Annotated in this window: 19 protein-coding genes; 10 read left to right on the forward strand and 9 right to left on the reverse strand. The window is 43.2% G+C overall.

The genetic code is table 11. The features are described from left to right. Positions 1-75 precede the first annotated feature (75 nt). On the reverse strand, positions 76-1,017 hold the full coding sequence (locus SPEA_RS22625; RefSeq protein ID WP_012154032.1) for a bifunctional helix-turn-helix transcriptional regulator/GNAT family N-acetyltransferase: 942 nt from the start codon (positions 1,015-1,017) through the stop codon (positions 76-78). 93 nt (positions 1,018-1,110) lie between these two features. Continuing rightward, on the reverse strand, positions 1,111-1,650 hold the full coding sequence (gene yjjX, locus SPEA_RS04055) for an inosine/xanthosine triphosphatase (RefSeq protein ID WP_012154033.1): 540 nt from the start codon (positions 1,648-1,650) through the stop codon (positions 1,111-1,113). A 557-nt stretch (positions 1,651-2,207) separates the two neighbouring features. On the opposite strand from yjjX, the gene SPEA_RS04060 reads away from it, so the two are divergent. Both SPEA_RS04060 and SPEA_RS04065 read left to right on the forward strand, forming a co-directional pair. After that, the gene (locus SPEA_RS04060; protein ID WP_012154034.1) at positions 2,208-3,494 is read left to right on the forward strand and encodes an aromatic amino acid transport family protein; all 1,287 of its coding nucleotides are present in this window, start codon (positions 2,208-2,210) and stop codon (positions 3,492-3,494) included. A 174-nt stretch (positions 3,495-3,668) separates the two neighbouring features. Next, positions 3,669-5,036, forward strand: coding sequence for an L-serine ammonia-lyase (locus SPEA_RS04065; RefSeq protein ID WP_012154035.1), 1,368 nt, complete (start codon positions 3,669-3,671; stop codon positions 5,034-5,036). Between the two features lie 83 nt (positions 5,037-5,119). On the opposite strand, the gene SPEA_RS04070 is transcribed toward SPEA_RS04065, so the two are convergent. Then, on the reverse strand, positions 5,120-5,563 hold the full coding sequence (locus SPEA_RS04070) for a GNAT family N-acetyltransferase (RefSeq protein WP_012154036.1): 444 nt from the start codon (positions 5,561-5,563) through the stop codon (positions 5,120-5,122). Positions 5,564-5,702: 139 nt separating this feature from the next. On the opposite strand from SPEA_RS04070, the gene SPEA_RS04075 reads away from it, so the two are divergent. Both SPEA_RS04075 and SPEA_RS04080 read left to right on the forward strand, forming a co-directional pair. Next, the gene (locus tag SPEA_RS04075) at positions 5,703-5,993 is read left to right on the forward strand and encodes a DUF4234 domain-containing protein (RefSeq protein WP_012154037.1); all 291 of its coding nucleotides are present in this window, start codon (positions 5,703-5,705) and stop codon (positions 5,991-5,993) included. A gap of 170 nt (positions 5,994-6,163) precedes the next feature. After that, on the forward strand, positions 6,164-7,462 hold the full coding sequence (locus SPEA_RS04080; RefSeq protein WP_012154038.1) for a dicarboxylate/amino acid:cation symporter: 1,299 nt from the start codon (positions 6,164-6,166) through the stop codon (positions 7,460-7,462). 299 nt (positions 7,463-7,761) lie between these two features. On the opposite strand, the gene SPEA_RS04085 is transcribed toward SPEA_RS04080, so the two are convergent. Continuing rightward, positions 7,762-8,175: an META domain-containing protein gene (locus SPEA_RS04085; protein WP_012154039.1), complete on the reverse strand. Its 414-nt coding sequence runs from the start codon at positions 8,173-8,175 to the stop codon at positions 7,762-7,764. A 78-nt stretch (positions 8,176-8,253) separates the two neighbouring features. Here SPEA_RS04085 and SPEA_RS04090 point away from each other — a divergent pair, with 78 nt between their 5' ends. Beyond that, positions 8,254-8,463: a hypothetical protein gene (locus tag SPEA_RS04090; protein ID WP_012154040.1), complete on the forward strand. Its 210-nt coding sequence runs from the start codon at positions 8,254-8,256 to the stop codon at positions 8,461-8,463. 189 nt (positions 8,464-8,652) lie between these two features. Here SPEA_RS04090 and SPEA_RS04095 read toward each other — a convergent pair whose 3' ends face one another. Next, positions 8,653-9,600, reverse strand: a complete 948-nt coding sequence (locus tag SPEA_RS04095; protein WP_012154041.1) for a GGDEF domain-containing protein — start codon at positions 9,598-9,600, stop codon at positions 8,653-8,655. 282 nt (positions 9,601-9,882) lie between these two features. Here SPEA_RS04095 and SPEA_RS04100 point away from each other — a divergent pair, with 282 nt between their 5' ends. Continuing rightward, positions 9,883-10,440, forward strand: coding sequence for a GNAT family N-acetyltransferase (locus tag SPEA_RS04100; protein ID WP_012154042.1), 558 nt, complete (start codon positions 9,883-9,885; stop codon positions 10,438-10,440). Between the two features lie 8 nt (positions 10,441-10,448). Beyond that, complete coding sequence (locus SPEA_RS04105) at positions 10,449-10,799, forward strand: hypothetical protein (RefSeq protein ID WP_012154043.1); 351 nt, start codon at positions 10,449-10,451, stop codon at positions 10,797-10,799. Positions 10,800-11,083: 284 nt separating this feature from the next. Here the strand turns inward: SPEA_RS04105 and SPEA_RS04110 are convergent, their stop codons facing one another. Further along, positions 11,084-11,620: a DUF3016 domain-containing protein gene (locus SPEA_RS04110; protein WP_012154044.1), complete on the reverse strand. Its 537-nt coding sequence runs from the start codon at positions 11,618-11,620 to the stop codon at positions 11,084-11,086. A gap of 490 nt (positions 11,621-12,110) precedes the next feature. On the opposite strand from SPEA_RS04110, the gene SPEA_RS04115 reads away from it, so the two are divergent. Beyond that, a complete protein-coding gene (locus tag SPEA_RS04115) occupies positions 12,111-12,809 on the forward strand; it encodes a VC0807 family protein (protein ID WP_012154045.1) in 699 nt (232 codons plus the stop codon). Between the two features lie 464 nt (positions 12,810-13,273). On the opposite strand, the gene SPEA_RS04120 is transcribed toward SPEA_RS04115, so the two are convergent. After that, positions 13,274-14,293, reverse strand: coding sequence for a hypothetical protein (locus tag SPEA_RS04120; protein WP_012154046.1), 1,020 nt, complete (start codon positions 14,291-14,293; stop codon positions 13,274-13,276). 1,009 nt (positions 14,294-15,302) lie between these two features. Between SPEA_RS04120 and SPEA_RS04125 the strand changes: the two genes are divergently transcribed. Next, positions 15,303-16,130 (forward strand): hypothetical protein, encoded by an 828-nt coding sequence (locus tag SPEA_RS04125; RefSeq protein WP_012154047.1) that lies wholly within the window; start codon positions 15,303-15,305, stop codon positions 16,128-16,130. Positions 16,131-16,435: 305 nt separating this feature from the next. Then, positions 16,436-17,263: a hypothetical protein gene (locus SPEA_RS04130; protein WP_012154048.1), complete on the forward strand. Its 828-nt coding sequence runs from the start codon at positions 16,436-16,438 to the stop codon at positions 17,261-17,263. Between the two features lie 122 nt (positions 17,264-17,385). On the opposite strand, the gene SPEA_RS04135 is transcribed toward SPEA_RS04130, so the two are convergent. Beyond that, positions 17,386-17,859: a GNAT family N-acetyltransferase gene (locus tag SPEA_RS04135; RefSeq protein WP_012154049.1), complete on the reverse strand. Its 474-nt coding sequence runs from the start codon at positions 17,857-17,859 to the stop codon at positions 17,386-17,388. A 377-nt stretch (positions 17,860-18,236) separates the two neighbouring features. Beyond that, entirely contained in the window at positions 18,237-19,391 is a 1,155-nt protein-coding gene (gene metK, locus SPEA_RS04140) for a methionine adenosyltransferase (protein WP_012154050.1), read from the reverse strand. Positions 19,392-19,877 lie beyond the last annotated feature (486 nt).

Genomic DNA, 19,877 nt, shown 5'->3' on the forward strand with positions numbered 1-19,877 from the left:
TAAGGTGAAAAACCATAAGCTTATGTTGAGTCTGATGCTTAAGGCATACTAATGCTGTTACCCACCCCAATCGGCTTATCGAGCGGATAATGACTTGAGCATAGTGATTTCACAGGCATCGTGGCCAGTATCACCTAAGGGGGCGTCGAGATGTTCAAAACCCAAAGACTCATACAGCTTAATCGCTTCGATTAAGTTGGCCGTCGTTTCTAAATAACAGGACTCATAGCCCTGCTCACTGGCAAAGCGCAGCCCCTGCAGAGCCAAGCGCTTGGCAAAGCCCTTACCACGCACTCGGGGCAGGAAGTACATCTTCTGTAATTCACAAAGACCTTGATGTCCGGCTAGTGGCGCTATGCCTGCGCCGCCAAGAATTTCCCCTTCGAACTCTATCACCCAATAGTGGGCGTTATGGGCCTGATAAACTTCAGCAAGCGAGTCGAGAGTTTTATCGGCTACGCCGTAACCTTTGTCTGCCGTGAGTCCATACTCTGCCGATACCTGACGGATAACCTGTGCTATTTGTGCATTGTCTCTGGCCTCAATGCTTCTTAGGCAATAACCCTGTTGTGACTTAGACTGGATTACTGCTTTGTTGTATCGCACCAAAGAGATTTCTAGTTCTTCGATATGCTCTTGGGGAAGCTGAGCCCTTATCTCTGTAAAAAGTTGGTTCTGTTGCTCATTAAGCTTAATGAGTTGTTTCTTTCCCTTAGGAGTAATTTGCACCACTAGGCTACGGTTATCTCTCGGGTTCGATTGTGACTTGGCAAAACCCTTTTCAACAAGTTGACTCACGGCCCGGCTGGCGTTGGATTTATCGATATTAAGAATTTCAGCGAGTTTCTTAATGGAGTAACAACTCTCTCCTAACTCAATTAAAGTATGCGCTTGAACAGGGGAGAGAGGCTGATTACCACATGCGGCGTCTAATAAACCGAGTTGGCGAATAAGTTGCCTAGAAAGGCGACGTAGCTGAAAAGCTGAATTGTAGCTATTAGACTGGGCTTGATTCATCGAACAGATCTTGTTTAGTTGCGAGTAACACCTAACCTACGAGGACTATTTTTTAAAATCAAGCACCTTAAGCTAAAAATAATAAAGTTATTGCTAATTCATGTACAGTTGCGGGTGTAGCATAGGCGCCATGGCGAGAATTATCGCCTGAGTATAGTTTCCTTGGCGTGTAGCATGGCCTTCGGTGAGCAAGGCTATCGCGCCACCTTTCTGTTTGATATTGACGGTATTGAACATGCTATCCATAACATGGCCTAGTTCTTGGCCCTGGGTTAAAGCGCGATATACCGACATTGGCAATGGTAATTGCGCCCCACGACCAACACTCACCTGTGCCTTGTGAGCTATTGCTATATAGGCAAATGTCGCCGGGCCATGCTCGAATAAATCCACTCCGCCTTCCATCGCAATATAGTAATCGGCCTGATAATGTTCTTGGCAATATTTGACTCTATTGATTGCTCCCAGTCTTGTTTCGGCCTCTGTCATAGGCTGGTCTGCGACGAACGACGGCGCATCGACACCTTGACACTCAATATGCTTATTGGGAAAAAGAGTTGCCAAGGCGTTTTGAGCGGCCCCTACTTTAACGGGATTCTTTGAGCCAACGATGATGCTGATAGTGTCTTTCATTTTGGTTATATATTCTCGATTAGGGAACACTTTTGTCGTACTAGTTTATTGTATTTTATCTGTATTTTCACCATCAAACATGTGAGTGGAAAAGGCATTTACTGCTTGAATTTAACTTTGATTAACTCACGTTCAAAAAAAATTAACAAAAACGTCCATTAGATTAACTAATGATAGGGTAAATTTTGCCACCAAATGCTGTGACTCAATTCAAAAACAGGCATTGAATTGACTGTTCGTGTCTGTAAATTCGGTTTTTTGCGATCTATGTCCGCTGGCAGTTTTTCACGATTCGAGGTTGTACATGAGCAATTCATGATTTACGTGAATTTAATGTTAATTTAAGGTTCGATTGCGTTGCAATCATGAAGATCAAATGAAAGCTTATTACATAATTTAAGAGATCTAGCTCTCAATTTGATTAGGATTTGAAAATCAATTACAGAATGTGAACCCAGATCAAGATTTGGCGTATGCATTAGGATATTCTTAACCGCGAAATTACTCACCAAGATCAAAATTAAACGGTGCCACTTAGCACCTTTAAGGTAACAAAAATGCAAAAAGACGCGATCTGTACAGAAGAAGTGGTACAAAATGATACGGCAACGACTAAGTCAATGCCTTGGACACGTCAAGATACAACCTGGATGTTGAGTTTGTTTGGTACAGCCGTTGGTGCCGGAATTTTATTCCTACCAATTAACGCTGGTATGGGCGGTTTTTGGCCGCTAATGATGATGGTTGCTATCATCGGTCCAATGACTTACCTCGCTCACCGTGGCTTGTCGCGTTTTGTTTGCTCATCAAGCAAGCCAGGCAGTGACATTACTCACGTAGTAGAAGAGCATTTTGGTGTAGGCGCAGGCAAGGCAATTACTTTGCTTTATTTCTTCGCTATCTACCCAATCGTTTTAATCTACGGTGTGGGTATTACCAACACTGTTGATAGCTTTATTGTAAACCAGTTAGGCATGGCATCGCCACCACGCTTCATTCTATCAGGTGTATTGATCCTTGGTATGATGTCAGTGATGGTTGCTGGTGAGAAGATGATGCTTAAAGTAACTCAGCTATTGGTATATCCACTAGTGGGCATCTTAGCATTCATGTCTGTGTATCTTATTCCTGATTGGAAAACAGACGCACTACAAGTTGTGCCAAGCACTGTAGACTTCTTAGGTACGGTTTGGTTGACCATCCCAGTACTTATTTTTGCCTTTAACCACTCACCTGCGATTTCACAGTTCTCTGTGTCGCTAAAGCGTGATCACGGTGCAAATGCAGCACGTAAAGCAGACGTAATCCTACGTAACACCACATTTATGTTGGTTGGTTTCGTGATGATGTTTGTTATCTCATGTGTATTAGCACTATCGCCAGCACAGCTTGCTGAAGCGAAATCACTGAACTTGCCAATTCTTTCTTACTTGGCAAACGTGCATGAAAGTGGATTTGTAAGCTACTTCGGTCCATTCATTGCCTTCGTTGCGATTATCTCTTCTTTCTTCGGTCACTACATGGGTGCTACTGAAGGTATGAAAGGACTAATTACTAAGCAACTACGCTCGAGTGGAAAAGAAGTTTCAGATTCTAAACTAAACAAGTTTATTTTAGGTTTCATGTTCTTCACTATCTGGGGCGTGGCAATTATCAACCCAAGCATTTTGGGTATGATTGAAGCGCTAGGCGGTCCAATCATCGCTGCGATTCTTTACCTAATGCCAATGTATGCGATTCACAAAGTGCCAGCGCTAGCTGCATACCGTGGTCGTTTCAGCAACATCTTTGTTGTGATTGCAGGTCTACTTGCAATGACTGCAATTCTGTTTGGTATGATGTAAAAAGATAACGCTAAAAGCTGGGTTGTTTCTTTATGCAGTAGCATATTTGAAATAGCCTGGCTTTTTAACGTTTAAACGCTTTTTTAAGCGTTAGCCATTAAGTTATATGGTTCCATTATTGTTTGACTAGGCTAGGAATTTTCCAGGCCTTTCCTCTTTTTTTCGAGGTTTTTTATGTTTAGCGCATTTGATATTTTTAAGATAGGTGTGGGTCCATCGAGCTCTCATACTGTCGGGCCGATGAAGGCCGCCAAAGAGTTTATCGATGATGTTCGTCAAACCGGCCAATTTGAACAAGTGACTCGTTTAGGCGTTGAGATTTTTGGTTCTTTATCGTTAACCGGTAAGGGTCACCATACCGATATCGCTATCATTGTTGGTTTAGGTGGTAACTCACCTGAGAGCGTAGATATCGATGCGATTCCTGGTTTTATTGCTGACGTTGAGCAAACTAAGAAACTGCCTATGGGCAGCGAAAAGCAGCTAGTAGACTTTGGTCATGATGCGGTGGTTTTCCACAGCCATGCATTACCATTGCACGAAAATGGCATGATGTTGCACGCATACAATGGTGATGAGCTTGTATTAAGCAAGACATACTATTCAGTAGGCGGTGGCTTTATTGTTGAAGAATCAAAATTCGGCAAAGAAGTTGAAAACCCAGTTGCAGTGCCATACCCGTTTAACTTTGCAGATGAGCTACTAGCGACCTGTAAAGAAACAGGCTTAAGCATCAGCAGCATCATGTTCAAGAATGAATTGTGTTTCAACAGTGAAGAAGCTATTTACGATGGCTTTGGTGCAGTATGGGCAACCATGCATCAAGCAATTGAAAAAGGCTGTCAAACTGAAGGTGTACTGGCTGGTCCGCTAAAAGTAGCTCGTCGTGCACCAGCACTTTATCGCCAGTTATTAACCGGTGAGCGTTTATCTAGCGACCCAATGGAAATCGTTGATTGGATCAACGTATTTGCAATGGCAGTTAGCGAAGAAAACGCTGCTGGTGGTCGTGTAGTAACGTCTCCAACTAACGGTGCTGCGGGTATTATCCCTGCGGTATTGGCTTATTATGACAAGTTCATTAAGCCTGTTGGTAAGCAAGATTACACTCGCTTCTTCCTAGCGGCAGCTGCAGTGGGATCACTATACAAGCGTAACGCTTCTATCTCGGGCGCCGAAGTAGGTTGTCAGGGTGAAGTTGGCGTAGCCTGTTCTATGGCGGCTGCAGGTCTTGCAGAAATCATGGGTGCTAACCCTGAGCAAGTATGTATGGCGGCTGAAATTGGCATGGAGCATAACCTAGGTCTAACTTGTGACCCAGTTGCTGGCCAAGTACAGGTTCCATGCATCGAGCGTAATGCGATTGCAGCGGTTAAGGCGATTAACTCTACGCGTATGGCGATGCGCCGTAACTGCGCACCAAAGGTGAGCTTAGATAAAGTTATCGCGACTATGTATGAGACGGGCAAAGATATGCACGTTAAGTACCGCGAAACTAGCCAAGGTGGTTTGGCTATTAAGGTAACCAGCATCTGCGGTTAACTTTACGATTGCCAGATTTAGTCTGGTATGAGTAGTAAAAAGGCCATCAGTTGATGGCCTTTTTAATGTCTAGGTTTTGAGCGTTATTTTTGCTCGTACATCAAGTAGTAGCTTTGCTCCATCCCAAGTGCGCTGTAGGTGCGTTGGGCATTGGTGTTCTCTTTCTCGACATAGAGTCTAAAACTAGCGGCGCCACCGTTTTTTGCTGCAATGTCTTTAACGGCTTGATAGAGCTTGCCATAGATCCCTTGGCGGCGATTCTCAGGGCGAATATACACACTCTGGATCCAGTAATAATCTTTAGCGCGCCAGTCACTCCATTCAAAGGTCACCATTAAGGAGCCAACAATTTCACCGTCGACTTCAGCCACAAGGTAGAAGCCCTTTTCTGGTGATGTCAGCAGGGTATTGACACCCTTGCTAAGCACTTGACTGTCTAGGCTTAAGCCTTCCGTTTCCTCGGCCATAGCTTGGTTAAAATTAATTAGGGCTTGTAGATCTGCCGCTTGGCCTTTACGTATCAACATATTTCTGCTCCTTTTTTGGGAGCACTTTAGCACGAAGCCAGTTGATAGGTAGCTGTAGAGTAATTTTATTTTTGATTTCTCATTCGACTAAAGTCTAACTCTGCTAAGCTTTTTCTATGGCCCGAGTACGAGTGGAGTCGTGATGAAAAAGACGCAATCAACCAATTTAACTGTCTCTACCAGCCAATCTCAGCGTAGACTACAAGCGCAGCCGATTAAACATGGATGGCACTTTGTGCTAACGCTCCTGACACTAGGGATTTGGGGCCTTGTCTGGTGGTGGCTTATTTTGCGCGCTGAGGGCAAGCCGTTCTTTTCAGGCTTCGATGATGCTTATTGGAGCTACCTTATGGAACGGGAGCAGCCACCGGCTGCACTTCATCCAATGCACTTCTCTAAAAATAAGAAAAACTCAAAATTTGAGGCGTAAAATTATTGATCCCTCAATGACCTTGGAGTTCTTTTTGCATTTAATCCATTGCCTGATACAGCGTGATGTAGATCATCTCTCACTATTGCAGCATATGCTAAACTGCCGCGTTATTTTTTAGGCTGGCGACTTGCTGGCTGTCCTTCCTCCCACTATTTCAAGGTCTAAATATGTCGAATCAACAACCTTCACTTCTGAAAAAAGTGTGGTCTAGCTGGATGTCTGTGCCACTTTGGCTACAGATCATGATTGGTATGCTGTTAGGTATTTTAACCGGGGTTAGCTTGGGTGAACAGGCGACCTACTTGAAGCCAATTGGTACTCTATTTGTTAATACTATCAAAATGTTGATTGTACCATTAGTGTTCTGCTCCCTAATTGTCGGCGTAACTTCTATGCAAGATACCGCCAAGATGGGACGCATTGGTTTCAAGTCGTTCGCTTTCTACTTAGGCACAACCTCTATCGCAATCACGCTAGGTTTAGCCGTTGGCCACATTATGCAGCCGGGCACGGGCCTTGACATGGTAGCTCATGAAACAGCTGAAGTGGTCAAGCAAGCGCCGTCAATCATGCAGACCTTGATTGATATCGTGCCAACTAACCCGATTGCAGCGCTTGCTAGTGGCCAGATTTTACAGGTGATTGTGTTTGCAGTTGCGCTGGGTATTGCTTTAGTACTGATTGGTGAACATGGTAAGCCTGCTATCAAGGTGTTCGAAAGCCTAGCCGAAGCCATGTATAAGCTGACTGACTTAGTAATGAAGTTTGCACCATACGGCGTATTTGGCCTGATGGCATGGGTTGCTGGCGAGTATGGTGTCGACATGTTGATGCCGTTAATAAAGGTTATTATCGCTGTTTATATTGGCTGTTTCCTGCATGTTGTTGGCTTCTATAGCTTCGTTTTAGTGGTATTCGCTAAGCTTAACCCTATTCAATTCTTTAAAGGCATTAGTAATGCGATTGCGGTGGCTTATACTACTTCGAGCTCTGCGGGTACGCTGCCAGCGAGTATGAAGTGTGCCAGTGAGTACTTAGGCGTTAATAAGAAGATCTCAAGCTTCGTATTGCCATTAGGTACCACCATCAACATGGATGGTACCGCGCTTTATCAAGGTGTTACGGCATTGTTTGTGGCACAAGCTTTCGGTATCGATCTGACTTGGGTCGATTACATCACTATCATCTTGACTGCAACGCTAGCCTCTATTGGTACAGCGGGTGTGCCGGGTGCGGGTCTTGTGATGTTGACGCTAGTATTGACCACTGTGGGTCTACCACTTGAAGGCGTTGCCCTTATTGCCGGTATCGACCGAATTTTGGATATGGCGCGTACCGTAGTAAACGTCTCTGGTGACTTAGTAGCCACCACAGTTATTGCTAAGTCTGAAGGTGAGATTGACGTTGAGCACTACAATGCTAACGCAGAAGACAGTGCAGAAATGGCTGAAAAGCTAAACTCTTAAGCCAAGTGAGCTAAGTTTATGTCCACCGCTAATGGTGGGCCAATAAAAAACCGCCGAAAGGCGGTTTTTTATTTCTGGAACATTTATGCCGATTTACCATGGATGGTGAAAAATCGGCTTTATGTCTGGAACATTTATGTCGACTTGCCAAGGATGGCTTTCTTAACACGGTAAGTCGACGTTATGTCTGGAACATTTATGTCGACTTGCTAAGGATGGCTTTCTCAGCACCGTAAGTCGACGTTATGTCTGGAACATTTATGTCCGCTAAAACAGCTAATGCAGAACTAGCTAAGCGATTACTTTTTGCTTAGTACCAAAACGGTTTTGTTATCAGCATCTTTCAATACCAATTTACCTTTCGCCATTTGAGCTTGGGTCACTTCGGGCATTACTTGCATAACGCGTTGCTCTTGTGCCATCAGTGCATCAACACAGGCTTTCATAGTGCTACCTGCAGGCTGTAGCTGTAGAGATTGGCCGGCGAGTACGTAATTACCGAAAAAGTTATTGCAGCTATTGTTACCAGTTAGCTTACCGTCGGCTGCAAAGATTAATTCTGCGGGGCTGTAATCGATGACAGGTTGGCCATTAGCTGACTCAATATGCCAAGTGCCTTCAATGGTTAAATCTTCTACTTGAGTTTGAGGAGACGACTGACAAGCAGTTAAACCCAATAGCAAACTTGCTAGGATGAAGGATTGTTTTATCATGTTCGGGATCCATAGTAGTTAATATCGATATACTGTGAGTAGTTTATACTAAAATCACCACAAAGAAGGCGGCAAATAGTGCAAAAAAGTGTAATTAAACCCTTAAAAATATTGCATTGGCTAGGTTTAAGCCTGCTGTTATCTGGTGTTGGTATCTATTTTCTATCTGATCTGTCGCAGCAGGTTGAAGGCATGGTACTGATTGCCTGTCTATCCGGTCTTGGCATGGTGATGATGTCACCTTTCCCCATCGCACTCTTTTTAGAATGGGCGCAGAAGCAAAAGTAAAATAAGGTCCTAGGAAAAGCTGGCATTAGGTTCTAGGGAAAGCCAAGAAAGGTCCTAGGTCCTAGGAAGAGCAAAGACGGTAAAAGCTAGGAAAGGCTGGAAAAAGATAAAGCGAGAAAACAAAAGATAACAGCCTGACGCTTTTGGCTTTTGCTTTTCCTAGCAGCGAAGCGTCCTAGAACCTAGCACCTAGGATCTTCTTTTAGAATCCCGATTTCTTTCCAAATCCGCGAGTGCCTCTTGCTGCATGGGAATTAACGACAGTTGAGTGTCTGGGGTAAAAAAGCTCTTGCCTACGATTAGGTTAATCTCCGGCGCCTCTTTGTGGATCTGTTTACGTAGGCGTGCAATTAGGCTATCGAGGTTGGATTCACTATCGACGAAGGCGAGGATGATAAATTGTTCATCTTGAATTCTGGCCGAGATATCCGCCTCACGCATACTGTCGGAAATGACCCTCGCAATAATGCGGATTCGTTGTGACTCGGTATATTTCTGATGGATGTGAGCAGAGGGGCATTCTTGCAATACTATTAGCCCAGCGTGGGAGCCGAAGCGACGGCTCAAGCTTAACTGCCTTGGTGCCATTAAGTTAAAGCCGTAAGGGTTGAGCATACAGGTAAACTCATCCTGCACAGATAGGCGCTGTAACTGCTCCATCAGATACATCTGTTTCAACTCGCCCTGAAACAGTGCCTTAACCGTTTCACAGACTGCAGCAGAGGTGGCAGTCACCTTCTCTTTGGCGGGATCGCAAATGATCATACAGCCAAATAACCTCCCATCTGGCCAAGTGAGCTTGATAGAAAGCAGTCTGTTAAATGAGGCAAAGCTGCCAGTAACTTTCGCGGGATCGAGATGAACAAGGCCATAGCCAATGGTGTCAAAGGTAGCATCAATGACGCTCTCTCTTTGCAGTACATCGCCAGCAGTAAAAAGGCTACCTGCCAGTGCGTTACTCTGCTTATTACAGCAAGTGATCTGCGCTTTACTACCGTTAGACTGGATAATCAGGCTGGCTCTAGCCTGATAAAGATCGCTGATTAGGTCGACCTGCTGTTGCCATCTAGGAAGGTTAATCGCGGGATGGTCTAGCTCCCTTAGCCAAATATTGTGATTAATTTTCTGGGCTAACATGATTGGGCTCACCTATTTGTTTAGGCCATTATCAGGCTTTATTGAGCTAGAATTGTCGAATAACTATACTGATTTTTATTGGTTGGATAAATGTTAATTATGTGAAAGCTTGATCTGAAGTTGTTTAAACCTCGCTCATCGGATCACCTAGCGAAAAAATTTATATCACATTAGTCAATCAATAGTTTGAAGCCTAACAAGAGTGAATCTAATTCAGCTATAATCGACATCAAAATCGTATTTGTGCTCCAGCAGTATGTAGAGTGGGTGTTGATTAAATAGATGAATATTAGACGAGCTAAAGCGGCCGATATCACGGCATTGGTCGCACTGGAACAGACCCATTTACAGGATGAGTTGGTTGCCGAACAACGTGATAACTCGCTGCAGGGGCAGTCTTTCACACAAGCGGACTTAACGACACTGGTTAGCCAGCATTGGGTTGTGGTGGCTGAAGTTGAACAGACGATTGTGGGTTATGTGATTGCTGGGCGCTGGTCTTTCTTCAAGCAATGGCCGATTTATCGAAATCTACTTAATCGTTTACCAAGACTCGATTATGAGCGCGCTAAATTAACCGAAAAAAACTGCTGTCAGTATGGTCCTATCTGGATAGATAGCCGCCATCGTGGCCAAGGGATTTTTGAGGCCTTAGTGTCTTTTCTAAAGAGGCTGGTCGGTAACGAACTGCCTTATATGCTGACCTTTATCGCCGAAGACAATGCTGGCTCTTTTGCCGCCCACACTCGCAAAGGCGGTATGCAGGTTGTCGATTACATCAGTTTCGATGAGCGTGATTATTACCTATTAGTCCTGCCAACTTCAGACAGTTTTTTCTAAGGATATTTATGTTATCTCAATCCGTAGCTGCACTTTTTGCCCCATACCTAACATTAAACTTATCCGGGTTTGATAACCTAAAGCTAGTGGTTGCAGTGTTAACCGAACAAGGTAAAGAGTGCCATGCTCTAGAAGCCGAGATTACCTTTGAAGGTAAGCTGCAAAGAGCCTATCTAGTGCGTTGGAACAAACACTTTATCTATTGTGGTCGCACTAACTCTTACGGCAACCCGCTAGATGAAGTGGCCGATTTAGAGTCGATTAACCCTGAGACAATTAAGGTATTGCAGCCTCCAGTACTTTCTATGCAACAGCTGGAGTTTATGTGCATGGATAATGCACATTTTGACCATTGTTGATGGGGGCGATGGCTGTTAGTGATTGAAAACGATTTCACTTTTTATGCCACTCAACAGGCTTGATAAGGACGTGAGATTTCAGCTAACACTTGGCAGAGCAGACTTGGTTGAGCTGGGGAGACGTTAATCAACGGCTCCCCAATTGCCTCATTCTTTCAAAGGCTCTGTTTTAAAAGGTACAGTTTAAACAGTTTCAAAATTCGCAGTTTCTACAGCAGTGCTTTGAAATAACTAAGACTGCCGCGATAGGTGTTACTGCGCGGCGTTAGCCTAGAACTGCATAATTATAATACTGGCACGATTGTACTTTTAAACCAATCGGTGAGTAGGTCTTGCTCGTAGGGGAAAGGGTCGTTTCCTATGGGCTGGATACCCATTAGAAATCCCATGTTATTAAGCTTTTCACTTCCCGATTTTATGACTTTTCCATTTTGTGTTAACACATAATCAAAACGTATTTTTGGTGGGTACAGATCGGTAACAATGCGAATATCGTCAGTTGCGCCACCAAAAGTCGGCTGTACATCACCAGCGAGATCGACGTTGGTGACGGTCAGGTCTAGCTGTTGGTCTTTAGTTAAGTGCTTATTAGCCAGTTTTGCTAGCTCGTCGGTAAGCTCAGTAAAAAGGTATTGTTCAAATTTCGACTGTACTCCCGTGGTTGCTTCGATATCGCTATAGTCACTAGGGTTTTGCCAAAGAATGTTTACATTACCATCATTGGTAAGAAAATTTTGCGGCTCAGTTGATTCCTGTTGTTGGGCACAACCAGCTATTGTTAATGTCGCGGTGATCACTGCTGTCATTAGTAAGTATTTCATATCGGCTCCGTTAGATTTCAGGCTTAACTATTTATAACTCAGTTCTCTGATATTGCGAATTTGGGGTTTATTAGACTACGCCTAACGACTTAGGCAATCAAATTTCCTATGACCTTAAAGTTAGACTCTGTCTAACAACTTAACGTTGTGGCGTTTCGGTCACACCTGAAGGGAAGTAATCAAACTTCGTTTGATAAAAGTCGTGAACTTCTAGCTCACACTCGGGCAAAAGGAATGGGTGAGTCAATAGTTATCTCCGCACTTCGGCAAGTTCCAGTCTCAACAATGTTTGATGAAGAGTGACACGTGATGTAGAACAAGGTATTTTTACGCCGCTATACGCTATCCAGTACTAAGCTGGCATCATAAAGGCGCTAACCTAAAATCATCGAGCTGGCACGAAGAACCAATTGTCTGGCACATAGAAGCAGCACTGGTTTTTATCTTTACATTTTTTCGAAGCTTGCACGCTTCGCTTGGAAAATAACACATGAGTAGTACATCGACACATAAACCTCGGCCTATGGTTGACCTGTTAGTGAGCATCGCTATCCCCGCTTTTATTCTAATGAAGCTAAGTGGAGACGATCAGTTAGGTGCGAGTGGTGGTTTAATGCTGGCGTTAAGCTTTCCGCTAGGCTGGGGCGTATTTGAGCTGATCAAATATAAGAAGTTTAATTTTATTGCCTTGCTTGGATTAGCTAATGTGCTGTTAACTGGTGGCATTGGTTTACTGGAGCTTGACCTTAAGTGGTTGGCAATCAAAGAGGCCGCTATTCCTGCCGCTATCGGCATTGCTGTACTTGTTTCGACCTTTACCTCTAAGCCACTAATTAAAGCCCTTGTCTTTAATCCAGCGGTGATGGACGTTGATAAAATCATCGAGCGACTACGTCAGAATAATTGTATGGCCGCATTTGAGCAGCGACTCATGACGGCCACCTATTTGGTAGCAGGTTCGTTTGCGTTCTCTGCCACCATGAATTACATATTGGCTAAATGGCTAGTCACCAGCCCAGCGGGGACCCCTGAGTTTAATGCACAGTTGGGAGAGTTGACCTTATACAGTTACCTGATGATCGCCTTACCGTCTATGGTGATGATGATGGGAATTTTTTATTATTTATGGCGAACTATTCATGATTTAACAGGGCTTAAACTGGAAGAGGTTTTAGCCAATCAGGGATAGTTGTCAGGTTGCGGCTGACGTTTCGCTTTACAGCGGTAAGCAATCAAACTTCGTTTGACCTTTAAGTTAGACTTCGTCTAACAACTAAAGTCGTGAGCTTCCAGCTCACACTCGGGCAAAAGGGGGACAACAGCTTCCCCCTCTTGCATCACCCGAGCCGCCCCGACGAAGTTGTTATTCCTCATGCTCCAATAAAAATTGCCTAACGGCTCAGATGGGACATCCATGTCCCCCCGAGCCTGAACCATCATCCATGATGGTTCTACGGCATTTTCATCTCCGCACTTCGGCAACTCCGATGGGGAACTGGTGTTTTCTGTGAGTTTTTTGATTTGTTTAACTTCTGCATAGCAGATCTAGAGAGCTTACTCTGACCTATTTATTCCAATTTGTTCTTTTAACCGTAAACACCAACGCTGCTCTAAACTGGAAATACCAAGGGGGGGGAGCCTGTCTTAAATGCGTTAAGATTTTAATATACGCACGACTTGTAAGTGCGAGCGCTCTTTAAGTTGCTTGGTACTGAAATAGTCTTGGAATTCGTTCAAAAATGAATCCAACCATTGATGTAGTTCGACTTTTTCGGTACCTAAAAATAAACGCTTCTTAATCAAAACCTCTAGTTTTACATTAGATAACCAAGGCGAGTCATATTCACCAGGTAGCAGTTCAGTAGGTATATATGCATTGATAGCACCACAATGGACAAAGAACCGAATCTCAAACACATCACTTGAAATTAGAAGAGAGTTGTCTGATAAACGTTTTAATTCAGCACCAGTTGGCAGTTCCAGTACTAATCGATCGAATATTTCACCTCCTTGCCCGGTAGCCGAACATAATATAGAGGTACCTCCTTCATCATCATAATCACAGAAAGCTGCTCGTTCTTGGTGATTTCTAGTAATTAATTCTAATACTCGGTTACGTAAGATTTCCTTAGACATGCAGTCTCTTGGGATGCTTTTAATTTTAGACTTATCAACTCCTTCATGTACAAAATATGACCCTAGATGCAAGCCAAGCTTCCTCAAAAATAGAAACTCTGTACACGATGCTACGAGGTTATAGTAGTCCAGCTGATCAGGATCATACTTTGTTGGCGCTGTATCATATTCTTTGTACTTCTTTTCTAAAGCTCGTGAATAAGCCTTATTCTCGAGTGCAAAAGCACGTAAATAGCGAGACATATCATCATTGTATTCATAACCGATGATAGATTTGCCTTCTAAAGTGAATGGTTGAAAAAAGTAAGCACCTCTCAATCGCAGTGTGTATTTAGTTTTTGGGTTGATAAATTTACTAGCTAAATATAACGACACTACAATCAATAAAGCAGCAACGGCTAGTAGGAATTTATTAGCGCCAATTATCTCTGTCAAAAAGTTAGCTAGAAGCGCAACACCAAGTGCGAGACTCACAGCTGAAATAGCCACCGTAATCAGGTTAACTGATTGAATTTTTGAATTTGTAACTGGTTTCATGATTACCTTACTAAATTGAAATTCCTAACACTTGTATAGTGGGGATGCGGCTAACTACATTAGGCTAGTAATAATGTGAATACGCATTTTTCAAATCTACCGCCCCTAAGGTGGGGCTGCTTAAGTTTTTGATAATAATCGATAATTTCTTAAGTGGCAAGTTCAGGTGCGCACACTTTATACTAAAGAGGACCAGAATTGTGCTTGAAATCATTATGACTGTACTAACCTCAGCTAAAGGCTATTAAGTTATGTGGTTAAAAAAGTTTAATTGCAGTAAGTGAACTGTTTTTAGTAGGCTGAATCGTCTTAATTCATACAAATTTTGATATGGTAAACTCACCTAAATACTGTCGGCTATAGCTAGTGTACAGTCTCATAAATTGGCAAATTAAGCCTCGAAATTTACAGGAAACACCTAATCCCCATCGGAGTTGCCGAGGTCATTGAAGGTTCTTGTAAACATTAGGCGCGTGAGCGAGGCATGGATGCCGAGATAGCCTTAGGTGAGCCATGGACGGCGAATATGAGGCGATAGCGATTTTCGAAAATGACAGAGGATCAACAACTTCGTCGGGGCGGCAGGGACTCTTTATGGATGAAATAGGCAAGAGGGGGTTGCCGCTGACTTTTTGACCCCTTCTTGGCCGTGTGTGAGCTGGAAGCTCACGACTTTGGTCAGGCGCAGCCTGATGCCTTAAAAGTCTTGTGTGGGCGAAGCGCCACGATGTTTATCAAGCGGAGCTTGATTGAGCTAGTATGTTAGACGAAGTCTAACTGTTAACCCTAGGCCGTAAGGCCTCACCCCCACTAGACTGTGGATTCAACAAGATTCTTATCAGAGCCCTGATACTTCTAAAACAACTGTTTAATATCATAGGGGCGCCGATGTTATAGCGAAAAGTCTCCTTAGATAGGTGTAGCTGACTTGAATATTATTCAGGCTAATTAAAAAAGTCGTGTGCTAGGTTTAGTGCTTACTAATTTAACGTTAAGGATAAATGGAATTATGCTTAAACTGATATTTACTCTTCTTTTCCTATTTTTTAGCGGGGTTGCCAATGCATACCCTCGCTGTTTTGATGAGCCTTGTATCAGCTATGACAAAGGAACTGTTAGTTATCAAATTGACGATACGCTTGCCGATGGCACACCAGTTAAAATCTCGAGTGAAATAGAAGTGAGCTTTAAAGTGAGCCTGTATCGGGGAGAAATTGTCAATCAACCCACCTTGGTGAAACCAATAGATACCACAATTACGATTGTCTGTGAGGATGATATAGACTGCGACTCTATGGATGGTTTAAACCGCCATGCAGGTGAGAGACTTGTATTTTATAACGATTACCTAAGAGAGAAACCTTTCCTCGACTTAGTCGCGGCGAAACACTTTGTTTACCAAGCTGGAAAAACGGCGTTATTTACGACTACTAATTCACTTAGCACAAGTCGAAGAGAGCTTCTTAGCGCTCTGGCGAAAAATTTTGTGGATAATTTGATTACCCAAGCAGGGTCTCCAATCATTTACATCCAGTTGAAAGGTGAGAACGGATTAGTACTGCATTTAAAATTAGAGCTAAGTAATGACTACTGGAAAATTGCTGATACGGCTGAAGAAGGGCTACGAAATGAGCTTAATCAACTTACAATTCAGTTTAATCAGAGTGAATATGAAGCATTTTATGCGAACCGCCCATGGAGAGAACATTTTCTATCAGGACTGATAAGAATGAAACGCTGCAGAGAAACAACTGTCACTTCAACGGTTGTGGACTCTGACGGTATCCCGACTCGAGTGACTCGTACGGTTACGTCCTGTTGGTATGAATACCGGTAACAGATACTCTTTGCCTTCCTCAATAATACTCATGAACTGTGTGTTCATGGGTATTATTCGTTGTAGTTCATTCACCTGAGTTAAATATGCTTAAAAAATAAAACGAAAGCTATCGTTCAATAACTGCTGATAACCCCATTAATACCAATTCATTATCAGAACTCTGATCGCTCAATAGCAACAGCTATATATAGCTAAAAGTCTACGAAGAAGATGTAGCCGACTTGAATATTATTCAGGCTAATTAAAAAAGTCGTGTGCTAGGTTTAGCGCTTACTAATTTAATGTTAAGGATAAATGGAATTATGCTTAAACTGATATTTACTCTTCTTTTCCTATTTTTTAGCGGGGTTGCGAATGCATACCCTCGCTGTTTTGATGAGCCTTGTATCAGCTATGACAAAGGAACTGTTAGTTATCATATTGACGATACGCTTGCCGATGGCACACCAGTTAAAATCTCGAGTGAAATAGAAGTGAGCTTTAAAGTGAGCCTGTATCGGGGAGAAATTGTCAATCAACCCACCTTGGTGAAACCAATAGATACCACAATTACGATTGTCTGTGAGGATGATATAGACTGCGACTCTATGGATGGTTTAAACCGCCATGCAGGTGAGAGACTTGTATTTTATAACGATTACCTAAGAGAGAAACCTTTCCTCGACTTAGTCGCGGCGAAACACTTTGTTTACCAAGCTGGAAAAACGGCGTTATTTACGACTACTAATTCACTTAGCACAAGTCGAAGAGAGCTTCTTAGCGCTCTGGCGAAAAATTTTGTGGATAATTTGATTACCCAAGCAGGGTCTCCAATCGTTTACATCCAGTTGAAAGGTGAGAACGGATTAGTACTGCATTTAAAATTAGAGCTAAGTAATGACTACTGGAAAATTGCTGATACCGTTGAAGAAGGGCTACGTAATGAGCTTAATCAACTAACAATTTATTTCAATCAGAGTGAATATGAGGCATTTTCTAATAATCGTGCTTGGGGAGAGCATTTCCTATATGGGGGAATAAGAGTAAAAACGTGCGAGAAAACAAGCGTGACTTCAACGATTGTTACTCCAGACGGTAGCCCATCTCGAGTAACACGCACAGTTACTTCCTGTTGGTATGAATACCGGTAACAGATACTCTTTGCCTTCCTCAATAATACTCATGAACTGTGTGTTCATGGGGATTATTCGTTGTAGTTCATTCACCTGAGTTAGATAAGCTGCTGAAATATACTTAAAAAATAAAACGAAAGCTATCGTTCAATAGCACCAGCTAACCCCATTAACACAAGTTCCTTATCAGAACCCTGATACTTCAAAAACAACTGCTGAATATCATTCGGCGCCGATGACACAGCGCAAAACCCATGTTGTGCATAAAACTGTTCCAAATGCGCTAAGGCAAAAATATACGTATTGCCATCACAGAGAACAGACTCCAGTTCTCGCATTAAACGATGCCCAACACCTTGGCCACGAAAATCTGGATGAACCAACATCCCCGTTAAAATGGCTAACTGGCCAATAGGCCTAATTCGCGCACTAGCAGCTATCTCAGAGCAAATAATTTTAGAGGAAGTTAGTTCCCCAAATCTAGCAACACTTGGGTCAGCTTGAGTCAACACGCAGAGTGACTCTTTCTGCAACAAGCGTGCATAAGGCATGTATTGGCGATAGAACTTCTTCACCTCGATGCGTTCATCAGGCGCTAACCAAGTTAATTGCACTGTGTAAATACCTCATTCTTAGTCTGTAGAGAGCCGCACTGGGAATATTGCCTGTACATTGATAGTAATCAGAGTGATACAAATGAAGCAAGTATCCGCAGCAGGGATGCTGTGGTTAAGCCCTCAGGGATGAGTTTATGGCGTCTTGCGTAATTGTGTCACGCTGATGCAAAACCTAATACAATAAATTCCAGAGACAACGACGATTTACTATTTTGAAAAAGTCATCCTTGGCAAATCGTCATAAATGTTCCAGAGATAGCGACGATTTTTTGCCATCCTTGGCAAATAGTCATAAATGTTCCGGACATAAAAAAACCGCCAAGCGGCGGTTTTTATTGGCGTTGAACAAACAACGCCGAACTAATCGGTGACGATTAAAGACCTGCGTCAGCGCGTAGTGCGTCAACTTTGTCTGTTGCTTCCCACGGGAACTCGTTACGACCAAAGTGACCGTATGCTGCAGTCGCTTGGTAGATTGGGCGAGCTAGGTTCAACATCTCTGTTAGACCGTATGGGCGTAGGTCGAAGTGACGACGTACTAGGTCGATCAATAGCTCTTCGCCAACTTTAGCTGTGCCAAATGTTTCGATGCTGATTGAAGTTGGCTCTGCAACACCAATCGCGTAAGAAACTTGGATCTCACAACGGTCTGCAAGACCTGCTGCAACGATGTTTTTAGCAACGTAACGTGCTGCGTATGCTGCACTACGGTCAACTTTTGATGGGTCTTTACCAGAGAAAGCACCACCACCGTGACGAGCCATACCACCGTATGTGTCAACGATGATCTTACGACCCGTTAGACCACAATCACCTACTGGACCACCGATAACGAAACGGCCAGTTGGGTTGATGAAGTATTTAGTGTCTTTAGATAACCACTTAGCCGGTAATACTGGCTTGATGATGGTTTCCATTACACCTTCAATTAGGTCTGCTTGAGTCACATCTTCGCTGTGTTGCGTAGATAGAACAACTGCATCGATACCAGCAATGCTGCCATCTGAGTTATAAGCAAAAGTCACCTGGCTCTTCGCGTCTGGACGCAACCATGGAAGAGTCTTGTCTTTACGAACTTCAGACTGACGCTTAACAAGCTTGTGCGAATAAGTGATAGGCGCAGGCATTAGTACGTCAGTTTCGTTGTTAGCGTAACCGAACATTAGACCTTGGTCACCAGCACCCTGTTCTTTAGGGTCTGCACGATCAACACCTTGGTTGATGTCTGGAGACTGCTTACCAATCACGTTTAAGATGGCGCAAGAATCGGCATCAAAACCCATGTCTGAGTGAGTGTAGCCAATGTCGCGTACAGTCTTACGGGTGATCTCTTCGATATCAACCCAGGCTGAAGTGGTAACTTCGCCGCCAACCATAACCATGCCAGTTTTGACATAAGTTTCGCATGCTACACGAGCTTTTGGATCTTGCTCCAAAATTGCGTCTAGTACCGCATCAGAAATCTGATCGGCGATTTTATCTGGATGACCTTCTGAGACCGACTCAGAGGTAAACAAGTGCTTTGCCATGATGGAAAATCTCGTCTTTAAACAATTTGAATGTGTAGAAGTATCTACATCTAGACGGCTATTCTAGTGTAAAACCGAGTTGATGACACCCCCTTCACCAAATTTTGTGCAGTTACTCGCGGTATTTATTTTGTCCACATTGGCAAAGGTGTATTTTATATTTGGTTTATCGCGCTGTTAATTAAGGTTATTTGTCGTCGGTGTGGGTGAGTGTTCGCAATAAAAAATGATCAAAAAACAGTACTAAAAACTCGCAGGGCAGGCTTAAATCAACTTCACTGTAGATAAAAACGACTAGTTTGTTAGCCTTAGGTGGTCTAAGGGTTATTTATCTAACTTAAAAGTGCCAATTTTTTTCATTCTGGGTGAATTAAATTTGCGTCCTACTGCCTAGTAGGCGAAAATATGGCTCCCAAATTTGCTGTGGTGAAGGGAAAAGCAAATACAAAGTTGCGGCCTTTCACTCTATCTAAGCCTCAATACCTC

The organism is Shewanella pealeana ATCC 700345 (genome assembly GCF_000018285.1).
Lineage (GTDB): Bacteria > Pseudomonadota > Gammaproteobacteria > Enterobacterales > Shewanellaceae > Shewanella > Shewanella pealeana.

Coding starts and splice junctions, on each gene's coding strand:
- metK (WP_012154050.1), bottom strand. CDS start 19,391: ATGGCAAAGCACTTGTTTACCTCTGAGTCGGTCTCAGAAGGTCATCCA.
- SPEA_RS04085 (WP_012154039.1), bottom strand. CDS start 8,175: ATGATAAAACAATCCTTCATCCTAGCAAGTTTGCTATTGGGTTTAACT.
- SPEA_RS04095 (WP_012154041.1), bottom strand. CDS start 9,600: ATGTTAGCCCAGAAAATTAATCACAATATTTGGCTAAGGGAGCTAGAC.
- SPEA_RS04115 (WP_012154045.1), top strand. CDS start 12,111: ATGAGTAGTACATCGACACATAAACCTCGGCCTATGGTTGACCTGTTA.
- SPEA_RS04065 (WP_012154035.1), top strand. CDS start 3,669: ATGTTTAGCGCATTTGATATTTTTAAGATAGGTGTGGGTCCATCGAGC.
- SPEA_RS04100 (WP_012154042.1), top strand. CDS start 9,883: ATGAATATTAGACGAGCTAAAGCGGCCGATATCACGGCATTGGTCGCA.
- SPEA_RS22625 (WP_012154032.1), bottom strand. CDS start 1,017: ATGAATCAAGCCCAGTCTAATAGCTACAATTCAGCTTTTCAGCTACGT.
- SPEA_RS04060 (WP_012154034.1), top strand. CDS start 2,208: ATGCAAAAAGACGCGATCTGTACAGAAGAAGTGGTACAAAATGATACG.
- SPEA_RS04110 (WP_012154044.1), bottom strand. CDS start 11,620: ATGAAATACTTACTAATGACAGCAGTGATCACCGCGACATTAACAATA.
- SPEA_RS04070 (WP_012154036.1), bottom strand. CDS start 5,563: ATGTTGATACGTAAAGGCCAAGCGGCAGATCTACAAGCCCTAATTAAT.
- yjjX (WP_012154033.1), bottom strand. CDS start 1,650: ATGAAAGACACTATCAGCATCATCGTTGGCTCAAAGAATCCCGTTAAA.
- SPEA_RS04080 (WP_012154038.1), top strand. CDS start 6,164: ATGTCGAATCAACAACCTTCACTTCTGAAAAAAGTGTGGTCTAGCTGG.
- SPEA_RS04125 (WP_012154047.1), top strand. CDS start 15,303: ATGCTTAAACTGATATTTACTCTTCTTTTCCTATTTTTTAGCGGGGTT.
- SPEA_RS04105 (WP_012154043.1), top strand. CDS start 10,449: ATGTTATCTCAATCCGTAGCTGCACTTTTTGCCCCATACCTAACATTA.
- SPEA_RS04130 (WP_012154048.1), top strand. CDS start 16,436: ATGCTTAAACTGATATTTACTCTTCTTTTCCTATTTTTTAGCGGGGTT.
- SPEA_RS04120 (WP_012154046.1), bottom strand. CDS start 14,293: ATGAAACCAGTTACAAATTCAAAAATTCAATCAGTTAACCTGATTACG.